Origin of the sequence: Marinomonas communis (assembly GCF_004363305.1) — a bacterium.
GTDB classification, from domain to species: Bacteria; Pseudomonadota; Gammaproteobacteria; order Pseudomonadales; family Marinomonadaceae; genus Marinomonas; species Marinomonas communis.
In genome coordinates, this window is record NZ_SNZA01000005.1 from 155,895 (window position 1) to 179,657 (window position 23,763).

Genomic DNA, 23,763 nt, shown 5'->3' on the forward strand with positions numbered 1-23,763 from the left:
GGCATCTTAACGGCTCTTTTCTAAGATGAGAAGAGCTATTGCTGTGTTAGTTATCGGCCATTTATAACAAAAGTTATAGCTATGAAAAAGGTTATAGTTGCTCTGAAGTGCACGATATATCCTTGATATTAGGGTTCCCATACATCGTGAAATACTAGATCTATAACTATAGTTATAAAAATGAAAAGCAGGATTTTTCCTAGAAAAACATCTTTTTTCTATTAAAAACATAAGGTTATGGCATTTTTTATAAGTTGGCACTGTAATTGCCATAGATGTCCTTGTTTTGACAATTTGATAACAAAAAAATGACACAACGAGGAATTTTCAATGAAGAAAGCAATCTTTAAGACAGCGATCGCGACGGCTTTTGCCGCAGCTACAACAGTATCTATGGCGGCTGACACTCAGTTCATCTCAATCGGTACTGGCGGTGTAACAGGTGTTTACTACCCAGCAGGTGGTTCTATCTGTCGTATGATCAACAAAGACCGTAAAGAGCACGGCATTCGCTGTTCTGTAGAGTCCACTGGCGGTTCTGGTTACAACGTAAACAGCATTCGCGCGGGCGAGCTTGAGTTCGGTGTAGCGCAGTCTGACGTTCAAGCGGCAGCGATTGCAGGTAAAGGCCAATTCGAAGGTAACCCATTCCCAGAATTGCGCTCTGTATTCTCTCTTCACCCAGAGCCTATTCACCTAATGGCTCGTGCAGACTCTGGCATTAAGTCTTTTGACGACCTTAAAGGTAAGCGCGTTAACATCGGTAACCCAGGTTCTGGTAACCGTTCAATGATGGAACTTCTAATGTCTGAGAAAGGTTGGACAACAGAAGATTTCGCATTTGCTGCTGAGCTTAAATCTTCAGAAATGTCTCAAGCACTATGTGACGACAAGTTTGATGTCACTATCTTCGTTGCGGGTCTACCAAACGGTTCTGCGCAAGAAGCGACGACTACTTGTGACGTGCGTATGATCCCATTAACAGACGACGCTTCACTAAGCGTTCAGAAGAAACACAGTGAATTCTCTCAGGCTGTGATTCCAGGTGGCATGTACAACGGCAACCCAAATGACGTGGTTACCTTTGGTCCAAAAGCAACCATCGTAACGTCTAGCAACGTGTCTGATGAAGTGGTTTACCAAATGACAAAAGCGGTATTTGAGAACTTCGATTCTTTCAAACGTCTACACCCTGCATTTGCACCGCTACAACCAGTTGAAATGGTTCACTCTTCTCTAGTTGCGCCACTGCACCCTGGTGCTGAGAAGTACTACCGTGAGCAAGGTCTACTTAAATAATCCCTACCATTATTAAGTAGTCCGCCATGTGAAAGCGCCAGCCAGATGGTTGGCGCTTTCTTCTTCTATCGTTCGTACCTAGGAAACTTCTATGTCGACTCAAACCTCAAGCGCTTTGGATACCGATAAGCTCAATGAAATGGTGGCCGAAGCCGATACTGGTAAACGTGCGCCGACCGGTCGTTTTGCGTTGGGCTTGTTGTTCCTCGTCCCTCTATGTTGGTCCTTATTTCAATTATGGATCGGCTCACCTCTACCTTCTCAATTTGGTTTTGGTTTTTTAAACGATACCCAATCACGAGCACTGCATTTAGCCTTCGCTGTAAGCTTGGCGTTTATGGCGTTCCCCGCTTTCAGTTCAAGCCCTACTAAACACATCCCAATCGTAGATTATGTGTTGGCGGCAGCGGGAGCATTCTGTGCTTCGTACCTATTTTTATTTAATGATGAGCTGGCAATGCGCCCAGGCTTGCCTACCACGTTGGATTTGGTGGTAGCAGGCATCGGCTTATTATTAACCCTAGAAGCAGCAAGACGTTCTTTAGGGCCACCATTAATGATGGTTGCTATTGTCTTTTTGCTTTACGTATTCTTTGGTGATTCGTCTTGGTTGCCAGAGATCTTGCGTTGGAAAGGGGCGTCGTTTGAAAAAGCCATGACGCACATGTGGCTTACCACAGAAGGTGTGTTTGGTATTGCCCTAGGCGTTTCGTCTGGCTTTGTTTTCTTGTTTGTATTATTTGGCGCACTGCTCAACCAAGCTGGTGCTGGTAACTACTTTATTCAAGTAGCTTTTGCTTTATTAGGCCACATGCGTGGTGGTCCTGCGAAAGCGGCGGTATTGTCTTCAGCAATGACAGGTCTGATCTCCGGTTCATCCATTGCTAACGTGGTGACCACGGGGACGTTTACCATTCCACTTATGAAGAAAGTGGGCTTCAGTCCTGAAAAAGCGGGTGCGGTAGAAGTATCTTCATCGGTAAACGGTGTGATCATGCCACCTGTTATGGGGGCCGTGGCTTTCTTGATGGTGGAATACGTCGGTATTCCATACATTGAAGTAGTGAAGCATGCCTTCTTACCTGCAACGATTTCCTACATTGCTTTGCTTTACATTGTGCACCTTGAAGCCTTGAAAGCGGATATGCGTGGCTTACCTCGTTCAACTCCACCTCGTCCATGGAAAATCGCATTACTTCGTTCAGGCATCATTATGTCGAGCATGATGATTTTAGCGGGCGCGCTTTACTACTTGGTGCTAGGGATCAAATGGGCGCTAGGTGATTGGTCAAACCTTGGTTTGCTGTTGCTAGTGGTATTTGGCTACTTCGCTTTGTTGTTTATTTCAGCAAAATCTAAAGACCTAGATATGGGCGATACCAACGGTGAAATCGTAAAGCTGCCAGTGTTTGCAGACATTTACCGCGCTGGTCTTTACTACTTAGTACCTCTCATCGTATTGGTTTGGTTCTTGATGGTTGAGCGTAAATCACCAGGCTTGTCAGCGTTTTGGGCAAGTATGTTGATGGCGTTTATCTTGATCACGCAAAAGCCTCTTAAAGCATATTTCCGTCAACATCAAAATGTGGGTGCTCAGTTTAAAGAAGGATTTTGGGATCTGATCGAAGGCCTAAATACTGGTGCGCGTAACATGATCGGTATCGGTGTGGCGACGGCGACCGCAGGTATCATTGTGGGTACGGTGACGCTAACAGGTGTAGGTCAGGTCATGGCAGAGTTTGTGGAACTTCTGTCTGGCGGCGTTTTGATCATTATGTTGTTGATGGTGGCGCTGATTTCCCTTGTATTGGGTATGGGGCTTCCGACAACGGCGAACTACATTGTTGTATCGTCATTGATGGCAAGTGTCGTAGTTGAGCTCGGTGCACAGTCTGGTTTGATCGTGCCTATGATCGCGATCCATATGTTCGTGTTCTACTTTGGTATCATGGCAGATGTAACACCTCCGGTTGGCCTAGCATCCTTTGCTGCGGCGGCAGTATCCGGTGGTGATCCGATCAAGACTGGTTTTACGGCATTCTTCTACTCAATGCGTACGGCGCTATTGCCATTCCTGTTTATTTTTAACACGGATTTGCTACTTATTGATGTCACTTGGTATCAAGGTGTGATGGTGTTCTTCGTCGCACTGGCTGCGATGTTGATTTTTGCTGCCGGTACACAAGGTTACTTCTTCGCACGCAGTAAGCGTTGGGAAAGTGCTATTTTGTTGCTGGTTGCATTCACTTTATTCCGTCCAGGGTTCTGGTTGGACCAAATCATTGCACCGCATGAGCATTACCAAGGTTCTGAGCTTACGCAATACATTGAGCAACACCCTGATATGCAAAGTGTGCGTTTAGCGGTAGAAGGTGAGAACCTTGATGGCCGATGGATTGAGAAAACGGTCGATCTACCACTGAGCGCTGAAGGCTCTGCAGCGGACCGTCTGCTGGACGGCTCTGGTCTTGAGGTACGTGACGAAGACGGACGTCTTTACATCGATAACATTGTTTGGGGGGGCGTTGCTGAACAAATGCAGTTGGATTTCGATTGGGAGATCACTGGCTTCGATATTGAAAATGAACGTCCTGCGAAAGAATGGTTCTTTATTCCAGCCTTTTTATTGGTGTTATGGATCATCCGCCGCCAAAAGAAACGATTATCTGAATAATCCTCGCTAGCAAGCGACAGATTGGCCGGGGCTTTGCTCCGGCTTTTTTTATTAAGAGTTAGCGTTTCAAATTTGGATGAAATATGTTCTTTTTCATCCAGTTCAGATTTTCATCTGTTTACATGTTAGCTTTAACTATCAGTTGTATTTTTTAGATAAAGACTAAGCATGATATTTCTTTTACTGGCTTGTTTTACGGCGATTCTGTTTGCTGTCACTTTTTCACCTATGATGCGCATTACTCACTGGGTGGTTCGCGCTTGTGACTTTCCACGACTGCAGTTTGCAGTCATTGCTGCTGTGCTATTGATACTGGAATTGCTTTATTTACCCTTTGGGCAGATATCGAGCTGCTTGATCCTTTTCATTACCTTGGTTTGTTTTTGTATACAGCTATGGTGGGTTATTCCTTATACACGATTGTTTTCGAAAGAGGTGAAAGCTTCAGAAAATTCAGATCATAGATCGCAAATCACTCTGCTAACGTCGAATGTCTTAACGCCTAATCGCCAAGTTCATAAGCTGATTAATCTGATAAAACATCATCAGCCTGATGTGGTGGTCACGTTAGAATCAGACCAATGGTGGGAAGAGCAACTAAGTGTTATTGAAAAAGACTTGCCTTACACGGTTAAGTGTCCGCTCGATAATTTATATGGCATGCACGTATATTCTCGTTTTCCTTTGAGTGACACGTCGTTAAGCTTTTTGGTCGAGGATGATGTGCCTTCAGTTCATACCAATTTGACGTTAGCCAATGGCCAAGTGGTTCGTATACACTTCCTTCATCCCGCGCCACCTAGCCCTACTGAAAATACGCAATCCAGTGAAAGAGATGCTGAGATTGCCATTGTCGCAAAAAGTATTGCTGAAACAGATGAACCTGTTATCGTAACAGGAGACTTAAATGATGTTGCTTGGTCCACAACGACGCGGCTATTCCGCAAAATCAGTGGCTTGCTCGACCCGAGAGTGGGGCGTGGAATGTTTTGTACCTTTCATGCTAGTTTTCCTTTTTTACGTTGGCCACTTGACCATGTTTTCCATAGCTCGCATTTTACGCTCAGTCATATCGAGAGGTTGCCTTCCATTGGCTCAGACCACTTTCCACTGCTGACTCAACTGGCCCTCACTCCCAAACAAGGTCAAGACCAAGAGCCAATCAATAGTGATGAGGAAGATGAGCAGTTGGTGAAAGACATGGCACAAGAGGAAGGCGTCACAAAAGAAGATGTTCCAGAGCCCAGAACGACGTCATAACTCCAGTATAAAGTTTGTTGTTAATTCTAAGGATTTGATATGAATATAGTTGCTGATGGACTGTCTACATCTGATATCTATAAACTTCTGGTAGGTGGTATCACGCCGCGCCCAATAGCTTGGATCAGTACCCGATCTGACCAAGGTATTGACAACATTGCACCGTACTCATTTTTCTCTGTCGCCAGTGTAAATCCTCCTATCCTTAGTTATACCCAAGTCAACCCTCAAACAGGTAGCGATAAAGATACCCTAACAAATTTGTTGGCGACCAAAGAGTGTGTGGTTCATATCGTGAACTCTGAAACAATGCATAAGATGAACCTCTCTTGTGCTGGTTTGCCGCCGGAACAAAGTGAATTTGAATTTGCAGATATTGCCTCAGTGCCAAGTCAGCGGGTTGCACCATTATCAGTATCGGACTCACCAGTAAGATATGAATGTCGCCTGCGCGAGGTGATACGTTTGGGAGATCAAGCTGGTGCGGGGAGCTTGGTTTTGTTGGATGTGGTCTCTGTTTTTGTTGCCGATCATTTATATCAAGACGGAAAAATTGATCAGCAGGCATTAGACAGTGTTGGAAAAATGGGCGGTGACTTTTACAGTTTTACCAAACACCTAGACACCTTGAGCCGACCTTAGTCAAATCAAAAAGTGAAAGGGGGCCTGATTTGACTATGAAGCGTTCTGGCAAATGTGGTGTAGAGTTAGCGCCTCTGTAGAATAGAGGCGCTAAGAGGCTTTTAGGATTGCGCAGTGTTGCCTTCGTCAATGCTGCGTTGAATGATAGGGGAAATGGTTGAGCCCTGAACAATGATCGAGAAAATGACCACGATATAGGTGACGACGACGATCACCGTATGATAGTCCGCTCCATTTACCATCAATGCTCCTTGCGGAATAGACGCTGCCATCGCTAACGCTAGCCCCCCGCGTAATCCTCCCCATGTTAAGATTTTCACCGAGTGAGGATCATATTCTCGAAAACGTCGGAAAACTTTGTACATAGCACCAACGCTAATGAAGCGCGCGATAAGAACTGCTGGGATCATCAGTAAGCCAAGGCCAACTTCTCCCCATGTGACCGGCAGTACGACTAGTAATAAACCGATCAGGATAAACAGTAGCGAGTTCAAAAAAGCATCGACGGTGTGCCAGAAGTGGCTCATGGTGGTCTGACTGCTTTCCGAGAAACCTTTCGAATGGGTCACGTTGCCAATAAATATACCGCTGACAACCATTGCCAGAGGCCCCGAAATACCTAATACATTCGCCAGTGCATAGCCTGCGGTTGGGATACACAATGTAATCAGTAGCTCTATACTGGTGTCATGGCTGGTGCGAATTAACCAGTGTGAAATCAACGCAATGACGAGACCGAATAATACGCCACCCACTGCATCAACTAGGAATAGCTCAGCCACACCGCCAAATGTTGGTGTTTCTCCAGAGAAGGCGAGAGCAAAAATCGTGGTAAACACGACTAAGCCAATACCGTCGTTAAACAGTGACTCACCTTCGACCTGAACGGAAATCTTTTCCGGAGCATTCATCTTCTTAATGATCGCCAGGACTGCAATAGGGTCGGTTGGGCTAATTAAAGCACCAAACAATAAGCAATAGATAAACGGCATTTCCCATCCAAAAACGTAGAAAATGCCGTAACACAGAGCTCCTACGATGAACGTGGACAGAATAGTAGAGAAAAAGGCCATGATGGCAATTTCCCAGCGTTGGTTCCGTAGTAGTTTCAGATCTATTTCAAGTGCGCCAGCAAACAGCAAGAATCCCAGCATGCCATTAAGTAGGAGCATATTAAAGTTCAGACTGGCTACGGATGTGGTGATGGCTTGTGTGACGCTGTTATCGTAGTACTGGGTGAAGCCCATTAACAGTAATGAAATCACAACGGAGCCCGTTGTGATAGCGATCGTTGTTTGAAGTTTGAGCACGTATTGATTGCTAAAGGCAATTAAGATAGCAATAACGGATAGAAGACAGAGGAAGTACCAAGCGTTCATAGAGTTCCTATTTGATAAGCATGTTTACAACTAAACGCCCACAGGAAGGGAGGGCAGAGGGTAGGACGCTTAGTTTTAAACACGGCAGCACTAAAAATTATACGCCTGATACAGGTCAAATTTTTAGTGTCAGGTATTGTATTCCTATAAAAACACTATTTGTAGGGAATTGTGTAAAAAAATTACGAGATAAATGATTTCTGATGGCTAGTTAATATGCCTTTATGCACGATGCGGTTTGTTTTCGTAGAGACAAATTAAGTCACACATAGATCTACAAATACTATTTAAAACAATGCCTTGTAAATCGTTTACGTTTGCTTACATAATGTTCGCTTATTATAACGGAGTGGCTTAGGGTCACCTGACGAAGCATCCATGAGTGACCACAGTAGAAGGAGTGTCTGTGAACGATTTGGTTTTTTTGGTGGTAGACGATTCTCAGGCAGTACGCAGCCTGGTAAAGACTGCCGTGTACACTCAGTTTGGTACTCAAAAAATTTATACCGCCGGTAATGGTCTGCAAGCAAAAGAGATTTTGTTGTCTAAGAAAGTGGATGTGATCATTTCTGATTGGGAAATGCCAAAAATGAATGGGCAAGAGCTGCTAGCTTTTGTGAAAGGCTCTGAAAAGTTACGTGATATCCCGTTTATTATGATGACATCTCGAGATGGGAAAGAGTCGGTTCTGCACTCTATTCAGAATGGCGTAAGTCATTATGTTGTGAAGCCTTTCACTACTGAAAAGTTGGAGGGAGCGGTTCGACGAGCTTGGGGGGCTTTCAAAAAGCAAAAAGAGTCTCGCATTGCGGGGTTGCCCAAACATCAAATGAAAATCTCGACATCGGGCAAATTGCTGGATGGAAAAATCCAAAATATCAGCCGTTCAGGAGCCTTGTTAGATGTCTCCTTTGATTCTGTTTTAACTCTATTTTCCCAGGTGAAAGTTCATATCAATATGGAGTTTCCTGGCAAAGGTCTGATTAAAGCGCACAATCTATCAGGGCGGGTTATTCGCCTACAAGCGCAAGACGGTCAAGATTTTTCGAATACAGCGTGTTCAGTCGCAGTCATATTTGAGCATGAAAAGTGTGATAAGAGTGGTTTAGAATCACTGCAAACGGTTATTAATTTTGTCACTGAGTCGTTGCCAAAGATTGTCGATAATTCAGAGAATGAAGCAACCTTTGCGATCGGCGCTTAATGTCATTGTGTTTTTTGAAAGGAGTTTTCTTGCGAACACTTAGTTTATGGTCTGCTTTTCTTGTGTTGTTTAGCATTGCGCCGTGGGCGCAGGCCGATCAAGTACATGTTGCTGTCGCCTCGAATTTCTCGGGGGCGATGAAATCTTTGGTTGAACAGTTTGAGTATCAGACGGAGCATGATGTGGTGCTGTCGTTTGGTTCCTCTGGAAAAATGCTAGCCCAGATTCAAAATGGGGCACCTTATGATGTTTTTTTGTCAGCTGACCAAGCAAAGCCAATGGCCCTAGAAGCATCTGGTGAGGCGTTGCAAGATACTCGATTTACGTACGCTATTGGCGCATTGGCGTTATGGTCGTCTGATTCAGATTTGATTGATCAGTCACCCGCAGCACTATTATCTGGCCAGTTTAATAAGTTGGCCTTGGCCAATCCAAAGCTTGCTCCATATGGCTATGCTGCATCTGAAGTGCTCAATGCCATGGGGCTTACGGAATCGACTCAAGCTCATTGGGTGATGGGGGAAAACATTTCTCAAACCTATCAGTTTGTTGCATCTGGTAATGCGGACCTAGGTTTCGTGGCTTTGTCTCAAATTATGAGCAACGGCGCTGTGACAAACGGCTCTAGCTGGTTGGTGCCCAAGTCACTTTATCATCCGATCAGGCAAGATGCAGTCTTGTTAAAGCGAGGACAAGATAACCTTGCGGCCAAAGACTTGTTGGCCTTTCTGAAAAGCCCCGCCGCCATAGAAACGATCCATCGTTTTGGTTATGAAACGGAGTAATTAAGCTCATGTTCAGTGAAGCGGACCTTATTGCGATCGGTTTAACCTTACGGTTAGCGTTTACAGTAACGGTGATTTTATTAATCATCGGTACTCCTATCGCGTGGTGGCTTGCACGAACAGATTCATGGTGGCGAGGGCCTGTGGGGGCTGTGGTGGCATTACCGCTTGTTTTGCCTCCGACGGTTTTAGGTTTCTATATGTTGGTTGCCATGGGGCCAAATGGCTATTTAGGGCAATTGACACAAGCACTGGGTATGGGGCTGCTGCCCTTCAGCTTTTGGGGGCTGGTTCTGGCGTCAGTGGTATATTCCCTGCCATTTGTTGTGCAGCCAATTCAAAACGCTTTTGAATCTCTCGGTAATCGTCCTCTAGAAGCTGCAGCAACGCTACGTTGCGGCCCATGGGAAACATTTTTCTATGTTGTATTACCGCTAACAAAGCCGGGTTTTTTGACAGCTGCGATATTGGGATTTGCTCATACGGTAGGTGAGTTCGGTGTTGTGCTGATGATTGGCGGCAATATCCCAAATGAAACCCGAGTGGTTTCTGTGCAGATTTATGATTATGTGGAGGCGCTGGAGTACGGTCAGGCCCATATTCTTTCAATTGCTATGATCGTGTTCTCGTTCCTAGTGTTACTTGGCGTTTATGGAGTGCGTCGTCATGCGAATGTGTCTAGTTTGATGAAGGCGCGTAAATAATGGCTAATACTCCATCAATGCTTCGAGCAAGAGTGAAACTTGAACGACAATCCGCACAGCACCGGTTTTGTTTAGATGTGGATTGCGAGCTACCGGATAGCGGAGTTACCGCTATTTTTGGTGCGTCGGGCTCAGGGAAAACGACGTTTTTGCGTTGTATTGCTGGCCTTGAACGGCCCGGGCAAGGTGAAGTGGTCGTTGCTGGACAAGCATGGCAACAAGGGACGTCATTCACGCCAGCCTACCAGCGTTCAATTGGCTACGTGTTTCAGGAAGCCAGTCTGTTTGAACATCTCACTGCCAAAGGGAATTTACTGTTTGCCATGAAGCGGGCAGATCAAAAGGTTTCTGACGACTATTACCAAGAGGTAATTTCGTTATTGGGGCTTGAGACCTTGTTACAGCGTTTCCCGATTGAACTGTCTGGTGGTGAGCGTCAACGAGTAGCTATCGCGCGAGCTTTGTTGATACAGCCGAAGTTATTGCTGATGGATGAGCCCTTGGCTTCGCTGGACCAGGCTCGTCGACAAGAGATTTTGCCCTATCTGGCGCGCTTACGAGAAGTGTTTGCCATCCCTATTTTATATGTCACTCACTCTATTGATGAAATCGTTCAGCTCGCGGATCACGTGTTAGTGCTTCAAGACGGTAAACAGATTGCTGAGGGGGAATTGACCGAAGTCTTGTCCCAACCAGACTTGCCGATGTTTACGGGATTTGATGCTGGAACGATTTGGCAAGGTCAAGTCATTGAACGATCAGAAACGTGGCACTTGGCCCAAGTGGAATGTGCACAAGGCGTGAGTGTATGGGGTCGTGATACGGGGATCTCGGTTGGACAAACGTTGCGTATACGAATCTTGGCCCGAGATGTAAGTATTACGCTAGAAGACGCGACCGCTTCTAGTATATTGAATAAGATATCAGCCAAGATTTTAAGAATAGATCCAGACTTAGATGAAGCCATGTTGCTCGTGCGATTACAATGCGATGTTCTGAGCCTTACGGCACGTATCACTAAGCGTTCAGCTCATGAATTAGATCTTAGCATTGGCCAACAGGTTGTTGCTCAGGTGAAATCTGTTGCACTGGTTTGTTGAAGTGTACTGCAAAGGCAAACGGCAGTGGGGGAGATAGGCTAACTGTATTCGTCAAAGTCAGCCTATCGGGATGTTCTAACCGTCTTGGTTAATGATTTTAATGATGTCCTGTAGTGCTTGATCCGCCTGATCGTTTTCAATCTGGCAAGTACCGGCATTCATATGACCACCGCCACCGTATTTCAAGCACAGCTCACCCACATTCGTGTTAGATGTTCGGTTCAGGATCGACTTACCGATTGCGAAGACCGTATTTTGCTTTTTCAAGCCCCACATTTTATGGATAGAAATGTTGCTTTCAGGGTACAGCGCGTAGATAACAAATCGGTTTGTGGTGTAGATAGTCTCTTCTTCTAATAGATCCAACACGACTAGATTACCGTGAACGGTTGCACAGCGTTTGATTTGTTCTTTGGCTTTCGCATCATGCTCTAAATAAAGGTCGACACGTTCTTTTACGTCTTCCAGAGCTAAAATATCTTCGATGGTGTGGCTTTTACAGTAATCGATCAATTGCATCATCAACTGATAATTGGATATGCGGAACTCTCGGAAACGTCCTAAGCCTGTGCGAGCATCCATAATGAAGTTCAATAATACCCAGCCTGTAGGGTTGAGTACTTCATCTTCGTTAAACTGTGCAGAGTCACCTTTATCAACCGCGTCCATCATATCTAGCGAGATGTTTGGGAAGCGCTCTTGACCACCATAGTAGTCGTATACCACTCTTGCTGCGGAAGGGGCATTTGGATCAATGATATGGTTATCAATGTTACTGTCGTTACGTACCGTTTCACTTAAATGGTGGTCGAATGCGAGGTGGCAGCCGGCAACATAAGGCAAGTTTGTCGTAATGTCATTGGCGTTGATATCGACTTTTCCATCCTGCATGTCCTTCGGGTGAACGAACAAAATATCATCAATCAAATCTAAATCTTTCAGTAACACGGCACATACTAAACCGTCAAAGTCACTGCGAGTCACCAAACGAAATTTTTCGCTGCTCATAATTTACGTCCCTACGCTGAGTTCAATAACAATGCTTTAAGTGTAACAGCGATTTTTAGCGTCTGTGTGAATTTTAATGTAACGCTTTATTAACGCCGTTAGGTATCAGTTTCAAGTTTTGAAACAGGGTGTTCTGATACTCAACATTAAAATTAGTGAATAATGAAAACCATTACCAATATTTATTAAGGAAAAGGAATGGATTTCAAAAAATTGCTGATTGTTGGCGTATTGTGTTCAGGGTCTGCTGTGGCGACTGAGCGAGTGGTAAGTTATGACTTAGGTAGCGTGGACACAATGCGTGCTCTACAGGCCAGTGATCAGGTGGTTGGTTTACCTAAACAAGCTTTGCCTACTTATTTAAAAGCATTTTCAGCCGAGCAATATGTCGACGTGGGTGGTTTAAAGACCCCAGACTCGCAAGCGGTGAAAAGTGCGTCACCTAGTTTGATTTTGATTACAGGGCGTCAGGGTGATCAAGGGAAAGCATTGTCCGAAATTGCGACAACGGAGACCGTTGGGCTTGGTAGTGGGCCGTTTTGGCCTGCTTTTGAAGAGCATGTGCAGTCTTTAGCAAAGGAAATCGATAAGCAATCGGAAGCCACTTCTGCGTTGGCGTCACTTAAGCAGCATATTGCTGATTTGCGTACAGTAGCACAGGGCCAAACTATGTTGTCTGTTACCCACAATGCTGGTGGCTTCAGTGTCAGAAAAGATCCCATTGCATTGGAATTACTTGGAATGCAGGCCGCCCAATTACCTGAATCGGTCAAGGCGGAAACTCGCGGAACGCGTACCTTTATGCCTGTAACCGCGGCGGACATAGCAGCGGCAAATCCCAAAGTAGTCTACGTTGTTGATCGTAGCCAAGCAATTGGACAAGCAGATCAAGCCCTTGATGCCGCGGCGTTTCAGAAGCAGCTCAAAGCGTTGGGTGCAAGCACACAAGTGGTCTATTTAACGCCAGACTTATGGTACTTGTCTGGTAATGGCCTAGAGAGCCTTGCCTTGCAAGCGGAAGAGTTAGTGTTGCCTTTTAAATCATAAATCCTAATAGGCGTTTTCCTCGCAAATACGATTGATGGCATAATGCTACGTTACTGATTATAAAATGATTAAGAGGCGTAGCATGGCGAGAGGGCGCCCCTCCAAAAAGGGTCTGATAGCAGACGCAGCATTAAACTTATTTCAAGTGGCAGGCTATCAAGGAACGAGCATTGACCAAGTTGTACTGGAGGCGGGGGTATCTAAGCCCACCGTCTACAGTAACTACCCATCGAAGCAATTATTATGGCAGGAAGTGCTAAAACAAATCATTGAGCGTAGTAAAGCAGAGCTAGATGGCTTAATCACTCAGCATGAGCAGTGCAGTGATGTGTTCTCGCAAGGCTGGATCGATATATGGCAGCATTGGTCGAATGCTAAAGATCGCTTGGCGGCTTATAGAATTCATTGGGGGGAACCGCATAAATTTTCTGAAGAGGACAGCGCACTCTTTGCTCAACTAGAGCTTTCCTTGATTCAGACTTTGCAACGCTGGATGGCTATTCACGCCGTGTCTGATTCGCATTTCTTTGTCTTGTTTGCTATCTCACGAGAAGCATTCTTATTGCCTAAGATCAATCCGTGTCGCAACGACTCAAGGCTGACTAGTGAATCCATTACCGCCTTAATCGATTCACTAGTGCAACAGAATAACTAGGTGTTAACGTTCGATGCGGGCAGCCATGAAAGCAAATACACTGCCCATGGCGCATATGAACCAGACCAGCCCGACTAAACCGTTTAGACCGTAAGCCGTGATCAAAGTGGCAAAGCTTGGGGGGCCGACGGTTGCACCTAAATTACCTAACTGGGCGATCAGACCGTATCCATTTGCTTGCTCGTCACTGTTTCGTGCTAAGCGTGGAATCATCGCGAGCGCAGCTCCAGGGATCAGTCCAGCAAAGAGCACCATTTGGCCAACCACTAAGCAAAATGCCATCGCAGAGGATAGATTGCTAAACAGCACAAGTGCACCACAAGCAAGCCCAGCGTAAGCGACTTGAGCAACTCGCTGTGGTCTCATCGCATACTGCGAGAGCGTGCCAGCGATAAACGTGCCTGCGGTACTTAGCAGGGGCAAGATGACTTGCATGGTGGCGCGCAACGAGTCCGATTCAATAAAGTTGGGGATATAAGTTAGCAACGAGACCAGTGTGCAGGTATAGAACACGAACACTAAACCCGGTAAGAGCGTTTGTGGGGTTCGGTAGATTTTGCCAAGCTTTTTAAAATATGGTTCGTTTGAAGCCACTGAACCTGAGTGGTAACGCTGTTCGTTTTTATCTAATAGTGCAATTAGGGCAATAGCCATACCGCCCATTAATAGCCCGTGGGTGAAATACAGGCCACTTAATTCAAAGTGGCTAATCAGAGATTTGCCAAATAAACCGGTTAGCGCAAATGCAACACCAAAAAAAGTGCCCCATAGCCCCATGGTGATAGAGCGGTGTCTTGCTGCACTGAGTTTTGCGATCATGGTTGGTGCGGCAACAACAACACCCAACTGGGAAAAGCCTTCAAGGACGCGAGTTGCCATGACAATTTCAAATGTTGGCAGCAGAGATTGTACAAATGATAGTGATGCCCCAAGTATTAAGGCACCAATGAGCACTTTGCGATAACCAATCTTGCCTGCGATCAAGCCGGCTGTTACACCGAAAATAAGCCCAATAGTGCCAACGACAGAAATGGCTGCCCCTGTGAGAGTTGGGCCAGCCTGATAATACGTCAGCAGCTCATTATAGGATACGGAAAACTTCGCAAACTGCATGGCTGCGCTGATGCCTGCAAACCAGAGTAAAAATATCTCAAGCCAAGCAGTTTGCTCTGACGCAGAGTTAGAGGAGGGCATGGAGTGTCCTTATTCGTAATGACCATTTTGGATTTTAGAGCGTGCATTCTAAACCGTATGGTCAATAATGTCCCTAAGTCATCCTGCCTTTTGTTCTGCCAGCAATTGTAGTAATTCCTCTTTATCGATTGGGTAAGATAAGTAATATCCTTGGGCCGCATCACAACCAATGTCCTTTAGCGATTGTAATTGCAAGTCTGTTTCCACACCTTCGGCAATGGCTTGTAAGTTCAGACCTTTAGCTATGGATAAGATAGATTCGATGATGACATAATCGACAGAATCATCACCTAAACCGCTAATGAAGCTTCTATCTAGTTTCAATACATCGACTGGAAGGTGTTTCAATGTGGCCAAAGACGAATAGCCAGTACCAAAATCATCTATCGCAATCTTAAACCCTAGCTGCTTGATCTGCTCGATGGATTGTTGGCACTGTTCGATATTTGTGATCATGTCACGCTCCGTAAGCTCTAGCGTGATGCGCTGAGAAATGGTCGGCGCTTGTTCGTGGCGTTCTGTAAGGTGTTGCAGCAACTGTTCTGAAAAGAGCTTCCGGCCTGAGAAGTTTACGGAAATTTTAAAGTCATCGTCGATGGCGCCTTGTTCTATCCACTCCAACAAATCTTCGAATATCAAGTTGAAGACGTAGTCATCAAGATCCACTATGATGCCGGTCTGTTCCGCGACATCCAAGAACTCTGCAGGTCTCAATATGCCTTTGCTTGGGTGATTCCAGCGTACTAAAGCTTCAGCCCCAAAAATTCTGCCGCTAAACGTATCGTATTGAGGCTGATAGACAACAAACAGTTCATTATTTATCAGTGCACGTTTCAAACCTGAACTTTTGGACATGACTTCATGGGCTTCAGAGGTCATAGAATGTTTGTAGACTCTGAAATCGTCTCGACCACCACGTTTGGCGTGATACATAGCGGTATCTGCGTTTCGCACTAAGGTTTCAGCAGTGTCGCCATGTTCTGGGTACAAACATACGCCTATACTACTGCTCACAAAAACCGTTTCGCTTTCAACATTGAAAGGCTGTCTTAACGACTCATTAATAGCCCTAGCCAGCTCTGTAACGCTGTCCATTGTTTTCGCTGAATAGCATAAAATCATGAATTCATCGCCACCTAACCTTGAGGCAATATCTTGTCCTTGGGTCAGTTGTTTCAGACGTCTTGCTACCTCAATCAATAACTCATCGCCAATGTTGTGCCCTAGCGAGTCGTTGACGGTTTTAAAGTGATCGATGTCTAAATAAAGAATAGAAAAGACTCTTGAGGCATGTCCTGCCCCTTGAGTGGCTTTGTTTAGGCGCTTGTATATCAATAGTCGATTCGCTAGACCTGTTAGCGGGTCTTGGTGAGCCAGTGCGTTCAGTTTTGAACGTTCGTCTTCTAGGTCGCTGTAGGTTCTTTTTAAGCGTGCAGACATACGGTTAAAGGCGCTTTCGATAACTTCCCATTCATCGAGGCGATCGAGTCTAACAGGGTGGTCAAAGTTGTTCTGCTCGATTTGATGGAAGCTACTTTTTAGCTCTTTTAGTGGCTTAGTAATGTGTCGCTTAACCATCATGAGGGTAACGGTAATGCCAAAAAATAACGCCACAAAGCTGGAAATAAATACCCAAGCACGCATAACGATTAGGTCACTTTTAACATCATTGGAAATACGTATTGCACTGCGTTGTACGGCTTGCTCAGTATTGGCAACGTAGCCAATAAGATTGGTCTGAGAATCTACGAGCGATCCCATAACCGACCATCTTTGATCAAGGTTTGCTGTCATTTTACGTAACGCGGCTCGGTAGCGACGAATGGTTCTTTGAATGGCGTTTTGCGCTTGACTAACGTCTTTGTTAAAGCGGCGCATGTTAGTCAAATGCATAGCGAGAATATTGAGCTCTTTCTCGACTTTAATGATGACGACTTGTTCCGTATCTGGAGTAATCCGACTGCGTACTGAGGCTGCCATTTTTCCGGCGCTTAGGTAGGTTTCTCGAATGAAGTGCATAATATCCAGCTCGTCGCTGAATGGCCGTTTTGGAGAACTGATTGCCTGCGTGACAAAATACTTAGCCAGCTCGCTGTCTAGCTGATCAATCTCTTGTCCAAGTTGTGTATCAATCACGGACAGCTCTTTTAAAATCCGGTTTAAGGTTACGGAGTTACCGATAAAGCGATGAAAGTCGACGATAAACTCATCCATTCGTAAGACGAAAGGCTCGTCATCGGATAGTGCTCTGATGTTTTGTAATTGCTCGTCAATATTAAAGCCTTCTTCCGATAGGATGGCTTCATCATAAAGAAAGGTTTGCTCTAATAACCTAACGCGAGAAGATAGCTCGAAAATCTCTCGGCTGACCATGGAATTGACAGTCAGCTCCTGAACGTGACGCGCGGATTCCTGTTCTAACAGAGACTCAATGGAAAAGAGTGAGCGAATCAAAAAGCCGATGCCAAGGCCAAAAATACAAAATAAGACAATGACGGTTAGCGCGAATCTTGCGCTTAGACTGACTCGTTTAAAGATCATTTCCAGATCCTCATGTACGCTTCCCGATAATGATTCTGTGGGTCATATACACCTATTTTTCTATCTATGGTTCTTATATTGTCGTGCACAACGAGGTGAATCGGTGTTTCGAATTGGCTGGGTGGCATGTTATGAAAGGCGCGATTAAATTCATCGACAATTTGCCACCCTTGCATAAATAAAGGCTCTGGAACAGTTGCCAATTGAAAAGACTGATTACGGATTCGTTGGTAAGCTTCAAAACTGCCATCACCTGCGGAAATGCTTTTCGGTAGCAAGTGATGATTTTGGCCCGATGCAATTAACGATGGAATAGCAAAATCTATGTATAAATCGTTGATGACTAAGAAGTGAGTAATCTGACGAGGATACTGCTGTAGTAGTCGACCAATGGTATCAGGCATTTCGTCAGCAATATTATCTAAAGGAATGTCTTCTATCGAAAGCAGTTCACACTGGGCACACTGTTCAATAGCTTCTGCCATGCTATGAGCTTTTAGCATTGCAATGCTATAGTTCGAGTCAGTGAAAATAACGACTTTCGCATGCTCTTTGGTATCCACAATGGCTAGCGATGCAGCGATCTCTCCGACCTTTTGTGCATCAGTTGTTATGTTAGTAAACAACCCAAGATCTGGCTCTACTTTCGTAGTATTCGCAGCATGCCACCCTATCACAGTGATCCCCAATTTTTGGGCTGCTTGAAGTGTTTGTTCGTGATACTTTGCATCAATACCACCTAGCACAATGCCATCAGGCTTGAGCATAATAGCGCGGCTAAGAGCTGCTGCCTGACGTACTTTTGAGCCATTCCCATCCAGTAGACGTAAATTCCAATCTAAGTTTGAGATCGCATCGGTCATGCCTTTTGCGATGCTATTGACCCCATCATTTCTGAGGTCTGATGCGACAAAGATTAACTGCTTTTTACTGCTGATTTTGGGGCCTGTTATTGGGCCAGACCATGTCGTATTTTCTTCAATAGCGGCATTGACCTGCTGTTTGATGCTCGAATAATCATAGGCCATAACATGACCAACGAGTGCGCTGCTTAATAACAGAGTCACTACACTTAGTCGCTTTAGGGCATCAGAAAAACAAATTAATCGCTTCACGGTTACAAACCATTACCTTTTAAAGTTCATGTAGTAAGGAAATTCCGTGTACCTTTTCGTTCTTATTGTATGCTTTAAAGCATGATTTGACTGTTTTTATAGGAATGATAAATGTCTATATTTGTAAAAAGTGTGCTGATCGGTGCGCTTCTGCCAAGTGTCGCCATGGCTTCAAATACAGCTCTCCCCGAACATGATTACCCGTATTGGTTGCCTGATGAAGTGAACCAAGAAGGTGTTTTAGATGCCTTTCAGACGGTAGTTAGTGCGCCTGCAAAGACATTAGACTTAGAGATGACGCAACCTATTCAAATAGCTTTGATTTACCCTAGTGCGGATCTGTCGGACTTTTGGGTTAGTAATTACAAAGCTCTAACGGCTCGCTTGAATGACTTGGGGATTCAATACCGCATCGATGAATACAGCTCACGTCAGATTGAACACTCTCTGCAAACGCGTTACACCAATGAGGTTCTAAAACGAGCAGAACAATACGATTATGTGATCTTTGGGCCATCAGAGCTGTCAGTGCAAGCGGATAACATTCAACTTTTGTCGGCGATTGATACTTTTAAAACCTATGTTTGGGCGTTCCATACACCGATCAAAAGCTGGACGCATCAGCCTGATGCGTGGTTTGATTTCTCCAGCTCTGCTGGCGCCCAAGTGTTATGTGATTTTATGCTGCAACGCCTTGGTGAAGACGTCTATTTTGCTATGAATCGAGGTATACCGGGGATTACTGACGATCAGCGCTCGGGAGAGTTTAAGTCGTGCGTTGAAACAGAGGGAAATTGGCTAAGCTTGTATGAGCACTTTGGTCAGTATCAAGCAGGAGGTGGTCGTGATGGTGCGGCGTTAATTACAGAAAGTTTTCCGGAAGTCACTATGCTTCACAACGCCAATACGGCTATGACGCTCGGAGCACTAGAGTATCTGAAAGAGCACCAATTAATGAACCAACTGTATGTGACTGGGTGGGGGGGCACCGCTGCAGAAATTGATCAAATTAAACAGGGCTATCTGAATGCGACACCTATGCGTATGGGCGATGACGTGGGAGTAGCAACCGCTGAGGCGATTAAATTGACTCTCGAAAATAAGGTTGATCAAGTCCCTAAAGTGTATCTAGGCCGTATCCAAGTTGTCGATGATCAGATGTCTAACGAAGAGATTAACGCACTGACCTCTGAGGCATTTCGCTACTCAAGTCGTCCAGCACCATAAGCTAATTTGCAAGGGCTAATGCGCTGTTTTGTTATTTGCTGAGAGGGCGGGGTTTGCAATCATGAGTAGGTGTTGAATCTACTTGGAGCTTTGCCCATGGCAAAACCTAATAACAATAATTACCCACATTTGTTTCAACCGCTAGATCTAGGATTTACGACACTTAAAAATCGTATCCTAATGGGATCAATGCATACTGGTTTGGAAGAAAAAGACCATACGGGCGAGCGTTTGGCCGCCTTTTACCGCGCTCGTGCCAAAGGGGGCGTGGGTTTGATCGTGACAGGGGGCTTTAGTCCCAATGCAGAAGGCTCGCCATATCCATTTCCTTATGAACCACTGAGCCTGTCCGTTCATCAATGTATTACTGATGCGGTGCATGAAGAGGGTGGCAAAATTTGTCTGCAAATCCTTCATACAGGGCGTTATGCCTACCACCCCAACCTTGTTGCGCCTTCACCTATCACCGCTCCGATTAACCGATTTGAACCACACGCGCTGAGCCCAGAGCAAATCGAGAAGCAAGTGCAAGATTTTGTTGATACCGCTTTGTTTGCTCGCACGGCTGGTTACGATGGCGTGGAAATCATGGCGTCTGAGGGCTATTTGCTAAATGAATTTTTAGTCAAACGCACCAACCATCGGGATGATGAATGGGGTGGTGAGTTCACTAATCGCATTCGCTTTCCCGTCGATGTGGTACGTCGCATTCGCGCTGCCGTAGGCGAGCACTTTATTATTATTTTCCGTTTATCCATGCTGGACTTGGTTGAGCAAGGCTCTTCGTTCGAGGAGATTGTTGCACTGGGGCAGGCAGTCGAGCAGGCGGGCGCAACCATCATCAATACTGGTATTGGCTGGCATGAAGCCCGCGTACCAACCATCGCAACTTGTGTTCCCAGAGCGGGATTCAGTTGGGTAACAAAAGCCTTTAAAGATCACTTTTCTATTCCAGTAATTGCCACCAATCGTATTAATACACCCGATATTGCAGAACAAGTATTGGCTCGTGGTGACTCAGATATGGTGTCTATGGCGCGGCCATTCCTCGCGGACCCTGAGTTTGTGAACAAGGCCGAGCGAGGACAAGCGGAACGTATTAACACTTGTATTGGCTGTAACCAAGCATGCTTAGATCATGTATTCGAAGGTAAAGTAGCGAGTTGCCTCGTTAATCCTTATGCCTGTCATGAAACGGAATTGGTCGTTCAGCCAGCACAAACACCTCGTAGGATCGCCGTTGTCGGTGCTGGGCCAGCCGGGCTTGCCGCAGCCGTTACTGCCGCTGAACGGGGTCATCAAGTGATCTTGATCGATGCGAACGACCGTGTTGGTGGGCAATTTAATGTTGCCAAAACCATCCCAGGAAAATCCGAGTTCTCAGAAACATTGCGCTATTTTTCAACGCGACTGAAAGAATTAGGGGTAGAGGTTCGTCTAAATACTAAAGTTGACGCCAGTACCTTAAATGCAATGTCCATCGATCATGTGCTACTGGCCACGGGTATTCGCCCTAGAGTGCCTGAGCTGGAGGGTGTTGGTCATGAGAAAGTGCTTTCGTACCTCGATGTTCTGAAAGATCGAGTCAACGTTGGTAAAACCGTAGCGATTATTGGTGCTGGAGGCATTGGCTTTGATACCGCTGAGTTCTTGCTAAATGAAGCCGACGAGACGACCACGGTTGAACAATTTGCTCAGCAATGGGGCATTGACCAAACCTTGCAAGCGCGAGGCGGATTAGCGACTGAATCCAGTCAACCAATGATGGAGTCGGCACGTAAGATTTATCTACTGCAACGCAAGCGCAGTAAGCCTGGGGCAGGGCTCGGTAAGACAACCGGTTGGATACATCGAGCGCAATTGAAACAGCATGGCGTTGAGATGTGGTCAGGCTGTCAGTATCAGCGGATTGATGACTCGGGACTATGGATTGAACGTGATGAACAGAGCCTTTGTTTAGCGGTTGATCATGTCATTTTATGTGCGGGTCAAGAGCCTGATCGTACCCTAGTCGATGGGTTGGAGTTGCCTTACACCCTGATCGGTGGTGCAGACGTTGCCAAAGAATTGGATGCAAAACGAGCCATTGCCCAGGGGACAAAAGTCGCTTTGCAAATTTAAAAGAGGACGATACCAGTCCTCTTCCTACTCAACGATACAGAGCAATGATTAAGAGGACAGGTTATGAAACAGCTTCTTTTAACCAGTGCCGTGACATTCGCGGCACTGAATATGACTACCCCAGCTATGGCGCAAGAGCACAGCTTGATTGTTGCTGGCGGCTGCTTTTGGTGTGTCGAATCCGACTTTGAAAGCATTGAAGGTGTCACCGATGTGGTGTCAGGCTACATCGGTGGGCACGTTGCCAACCCTACTTATCAGCAAGTAGCTGGCAAAAAAACAGGGCACTACGAAGCCGTCAAAATTACCTTTGACGATGACGTCGTTAGCCTACGAGAACTTACCGATTATTTTTGGTTAACCATCGACCCCACCGATTCAAAAGGGCAATTCTGCGATAAAGGAGACCCTTATCGCACCGGCTTGTTCTATCAAAATGCGCAACAGCACGACGTGTTCAAAGCCTCACTTGCAAGCACTGTTCAAAGCAAACCTTTTGACGCCGACATCGTCACCGAAATCCTCCCTGCGAGTACCTTCTACCTAGCCGAAGACTACCACCAAGACTACTACCTGAAAAACAACCTTCGGTACAAGTTCTACCGCTTCAACTGCGGGCGCGATGCACGCATCGAAGAGCTATGGGGGAGTGTGGCTAGTAAGAAATATCAGCATTAAAAAAAGTGATCTTTAAATTTTTGTGTCCGTTCATTTATAGCTACTAATAGACAGGGTCTGCTAACTATGCCAACCTAGCTCTTGCTTCAGTTAGGGCTAGGTCGGCTACAACTAATTGATTTAGTTACATAGTGTCATGGAAGATACAAAGGATTCTACTTATGGATCAGTTCTCCCCAACGGATATTAAAACGATTTTGCACTCAAAGCGTGCAAATATGTATTACCTCGAATATTGCCGGGTATTGGTCAAAGATGGCCGTGTGGAGTATGTCACGGATGAAGGCAAACAGTCTTACTATTGGAATATTCCTATTGCCAATACCACCACGCTTTTATTGGGTAATGGTACGTCGATTACACAAGCTGCTGTACGCGAGCTTGCTAAAGCTGGTGTACTGATTGGTTTTTGTGGTGGCGGTGGTGCACCATTATTTTCTACCAATGAAGTCGATTTTGATGTCTCTTTCTTTAGTCCGCAAAGTGAATACCGCCCAGTAGGTTATTTGCAAAACTGGGTTTCATTTTGGTTTGACGAAGCCAAGCGGTTAGACGCTGCCAAACTTATTCAAAAATATCGTATCGAATTTACCAAAGCGCAGTGGCTTAAGAACAAGCAGCTAAAGGAATCTGGATTAGCCATTAATGTAGCCGATCTAAATAAAGCGTTAGAACAGTTTGAACAGCAAGTAGAAGAAGCCAAAGATACGCAATCGTTAATGCTAAGCGAAGCTCGCTTAACTAAGGCGCTTTATAAAATCATTTGCACAGTGACTGGTTACAATGATTTTTCAAGGGTGAAACAAGGCGCGGGGACGGATTTTGCAAATCGTTTTTTAGATCACGGTAATTATCTTGCCTATGGTCTGGGTGCTACCGCGACTTGGGTGCTAGGACTTCCTCATGGCTTGTCGGTTCTGCATGGTAAAACACGCCGTGGCGGTTTAGTGTTTGATGCAGCGGATCTAGTGAAAGATGCGGTTGTTCTCCCTCAGGCTTTCCTGAGTGCGATGAATGGCGATACAGAACAAGAGTTTCGCCAAGCCTGCATTGGGGCGGTGCGTCAAAGTGAAGCACTCGATTTTATGATCGACAGTCTTAAAGCGATCAGTGAGGAGTGCTGCGCTTAG

Annotated in this window: 19 protein-coding genes; 14 read left to right on the top strand and 5 right to left on the bottom strand. The window is 45.5% G+C overall.

Translation table 11 applies throughout. The features are described 5' to 3' along the window. Positions 1–330 precede the first annotated feature (330 nt). The 4 genes from C8D85_RS14425 (at position 331) to C8D85_RS14440 (ending at position 5,875) form a co-directional block, all read left to right on the top strand. Positions 331–1,299, top strand: coding sequence for a TAXI family TRAP transporter solute-binding subunit (locus tag C8D85_RS14425; protein ID WP_133563975.1), 969 nt, complete (start codon positions 331–333; stop codon positions 1,297–1,299). Between the two features lie 91 nt (positions 1,300–1,390). Then, complete coding sequence (locus tag C8D85_RS14430; RefSeq protein WP_133563977.1) at positions 1,391–3,973, top strand: TRAP transporter permease; 2,583 nt, start codon at positions 1,391–1,393, stop codon at positions 3,971–3,973. A gap of 168 nt (positions 3,974–4,141) precedes the next feature. Continuing rightward, complete coding sequence (locus tag C8D85_RS14435) at positions 4,142–5,233, top strand: endonuclease/exonuclease/phosphatase family protein (protein ID WP_133563979.1); 1,092 nt, start codon at positions 4,142–4,144, stop codon at positions 5,231–5,233. A gap of 39 nt (positions 5,234–5,272) precedes the next feature. Continuing rightward, complete coding sequence (locus C8D85_RS14440) at positions 5,273–5,875, top strand: flavin reductase family protein (RefSeq protein ID WP_133563981.1); 603 nt, start codon at positions 5,273–5,275, stop codon at positions 5,873–5,875. 101 nt (positions 5,876–5,976) lie between these two features. On the opposite strand, the gene C8D85_RS14445 is transcribed toward C8D85_RS14440, so the two are convergent. Further along, complete coding sequence (locus C8D85_RS14445; RefSeq protein WP_133563984.1) at positions 5,977–7,254, bottom strand: cation:proton antiporter; 1,278 nt, start codon at positions 7,252–7,254, stop codon at positions 5,977–5,979. Positions 7,255–7,660: 406 nt separating this feature from the next. Between C8D85_RS14445 and C8D85_RS14450 the strand changes: the two genes are divergently transcribed. The 4 genes from C8D85_RS14450 to modC are packed head-to-tail and all read left to right on the top strand — an operon-like array spanning position 7,661 to position 11,047. Further along, a complete protein-coding gene (locus C8D85_RS14450) occupies positions 7,661–8,458 on the top strand; it encodes a response regulator (protein ID WP_162847593.1) in 798 nt (265 codons plus the stop codon). A gap of 29 nt (positions 8,459–8,487) precedes the next feature. Next, the gene (gene modA, locus C8D85_RS14455) at positions 8,488–9,243 is read left to right on the top strand and encodes a molybdate ABC transporter substrate-binding protein (protein ID WP_244937028.1); all 756 of its coding nucleotides are present in this window, start codon (positions 8,488–8,490) and stop codon (positions 9,241–9,243) included. 8 nt (positions 9,244–9,251) lie between these two features. After that, entirely contained in the window at positions 9,252–9,947 is a 696-nt protein-coding gene (modB, locus tag C8D85_RS14460) for a molybdate ABC transporter permease subunit (RefSeq protein ID WP_133563990.1), read from the top strand. After that, a complete protein-coding gene (modC, locus tag C8D85_RS14465) occupies positions 9,947–11,047 on the top strand; it encodes a molybdenum ABC transporter ATP-binding protein (protein ID WP_133563992.1) in 1,101 nt (366 codons plus the stop codon). The genes modB and modC overlap by 1 nt, the downstream gene beginning before the upstream one ends. A gap of 75 nt (positions 11,048–11,122) precedes the next feature. Here modC and C8D85_RS14470 read toward each other — a convergent pair whose 3' ends face one another. Continuing rightward, on the bottom strand, positions 11,123–12,055 hold the full coding sequence (locus C8D85_RS14470; protein WP_133563994.1) for a DHH family phosphoesterase: 933 nt from the start codon (positions 12,053–12,055) through the stop codon (positions 11,123–11,125). A 198-nt stretch (positions 12,056–12,253) separates the two neighbouring features. Here C8D85_RS14470 and C8D85_RS14475 point away from each other — a divergent pair, with 198 nt between their 5' ends. Together C8D85_RS14475 and C8D85_RS14480 are read left to right on the top strand one after the other, a co-directional pair. Next, on the top strand, positions 12,254–13,102 hold the full coding sequence (locus tag C8D85_RS14475; protein ID WP_133563996.1) for an ABC transporter substrate-binding protein: 849 nt from the start codon (positions 12,254–12,256) through the stop codon (positions 13,100–13,102). An 82-nt stretch (positions 13,103–13,184) separates the two neighbouring features. After that, positions 13,185–13,757, top strand: a complete 573-nt coding sequence (locus C8D85_RS14480; RefSeq protein ID WP_162847594.1) for a TetR/AcrR family transcriptional regulator — start codon at positions 13,185–13,187, stop codon at positions 13,755–13,757. Positions 13,758–13,760: 3 nt separating this feature from the next. On the opposite strand, the gene C8D85_RS14485 is transcribed toward C8D85_RS14480, so the two are convergent. The 3 genes from C8D85_RS14485 to C8D85_RS14495 form a co-directional block, all read right to left on the bottom strand. Further along, positions 13,761–14,951, bottom strand: a complete 1,191-nt coding sequence (locus tag C8D85_RS14485) for an MFS transporter (RefSeq protein WP_133564000.1) — start codon at positions 14,949–14,951, stop codon at positions 13,761–13,763. Positions 14,952–15,029: 78 nt separating this feature from the next. Further along, positions 15,030–17,492, bottom strand: a complete 2,463-nt coding sequence (locus C8D85_RS14490) for a putative bifunctional diguanylate cyclase/phosphodiesterase (protein WP_133564002.1) — start codon at positions 17,490–17,492, stop codon at positions 15,030–15,032. Then, positions 17,489–18,607, bottom strand: a complete 1,119-nt coding sequence (locus C8D85_RS14495; protein ID WP_211342206.1) for a substrate-binding domain-containing protein — start codon at positions 18,605–18,607, stop codon at positions 17,489–17,491. The genes C8D85_RS14490 and C8D85_RS14495 overlap by 4 nt, the downstream gene beginning before the upstream one ends. Positions 18,608–18,718: 111 nt before the next feature. Here C8D85_RS14495 and C8D85_RS14500 point away from each other — a divergent pair, with 111 nt between their 5' ends. The 4 genes from C8D85_RS14500 to cas1f all read left to right on the top strand — a co-directional run bounded on the left by C8D85_RS14500 (position 18,719) and on the right by cas1f (position 23,763). Continuing rightward, positions 18,719–19,834 carry a substrate-binding domain-containing protein gene (locus C8D85_RS14500; RefSeq protein WP_244937029.1) on the top strand — a complete coding sequence of 372 codons (1,116 nt, stop codon included), beginning with the start codon at positions 18,719–18,721 and terminating at the stop codon, positions 19,832–19,834. Positions 19,835–19,930: 96 nt separating this feature from the next. Further along, entirely contained in the window at positions 19,931–21,955 is a 2,025-nt protein-coding gene (locus C8D85_RS14505; RefSeq protein WP_133564004.1) for an NADPH-dependent 2,4-dienoyl-CoA reductase, read from the top strand. Between the two features lie 63 nt (positions 21,956–22,018). Then, positions 22,019–22,633 (top strand): peptide-methionine (S)-S-oxide reductase MsrA, encoded by a 615-nt coding sequence (msrA, locus tag C8D85_RS14510; RefSeq protein ID WP_133564006.1) that lies wholly within the window; start codon positions 22,019–22,021, stop codon positions 22,631–22,633. 161 nt (positions 22,634–22,794) lie between these two features. Further along, entirely contained in the window at positions 22,795–23,763 is a 969-nt protein-coding gene (gene cas1f / locus C8D85_RS14515) for a type I-F CRISPR-associated endonuclease Cas1f (RefSeq protein WP_133564008.1), read from the top strand.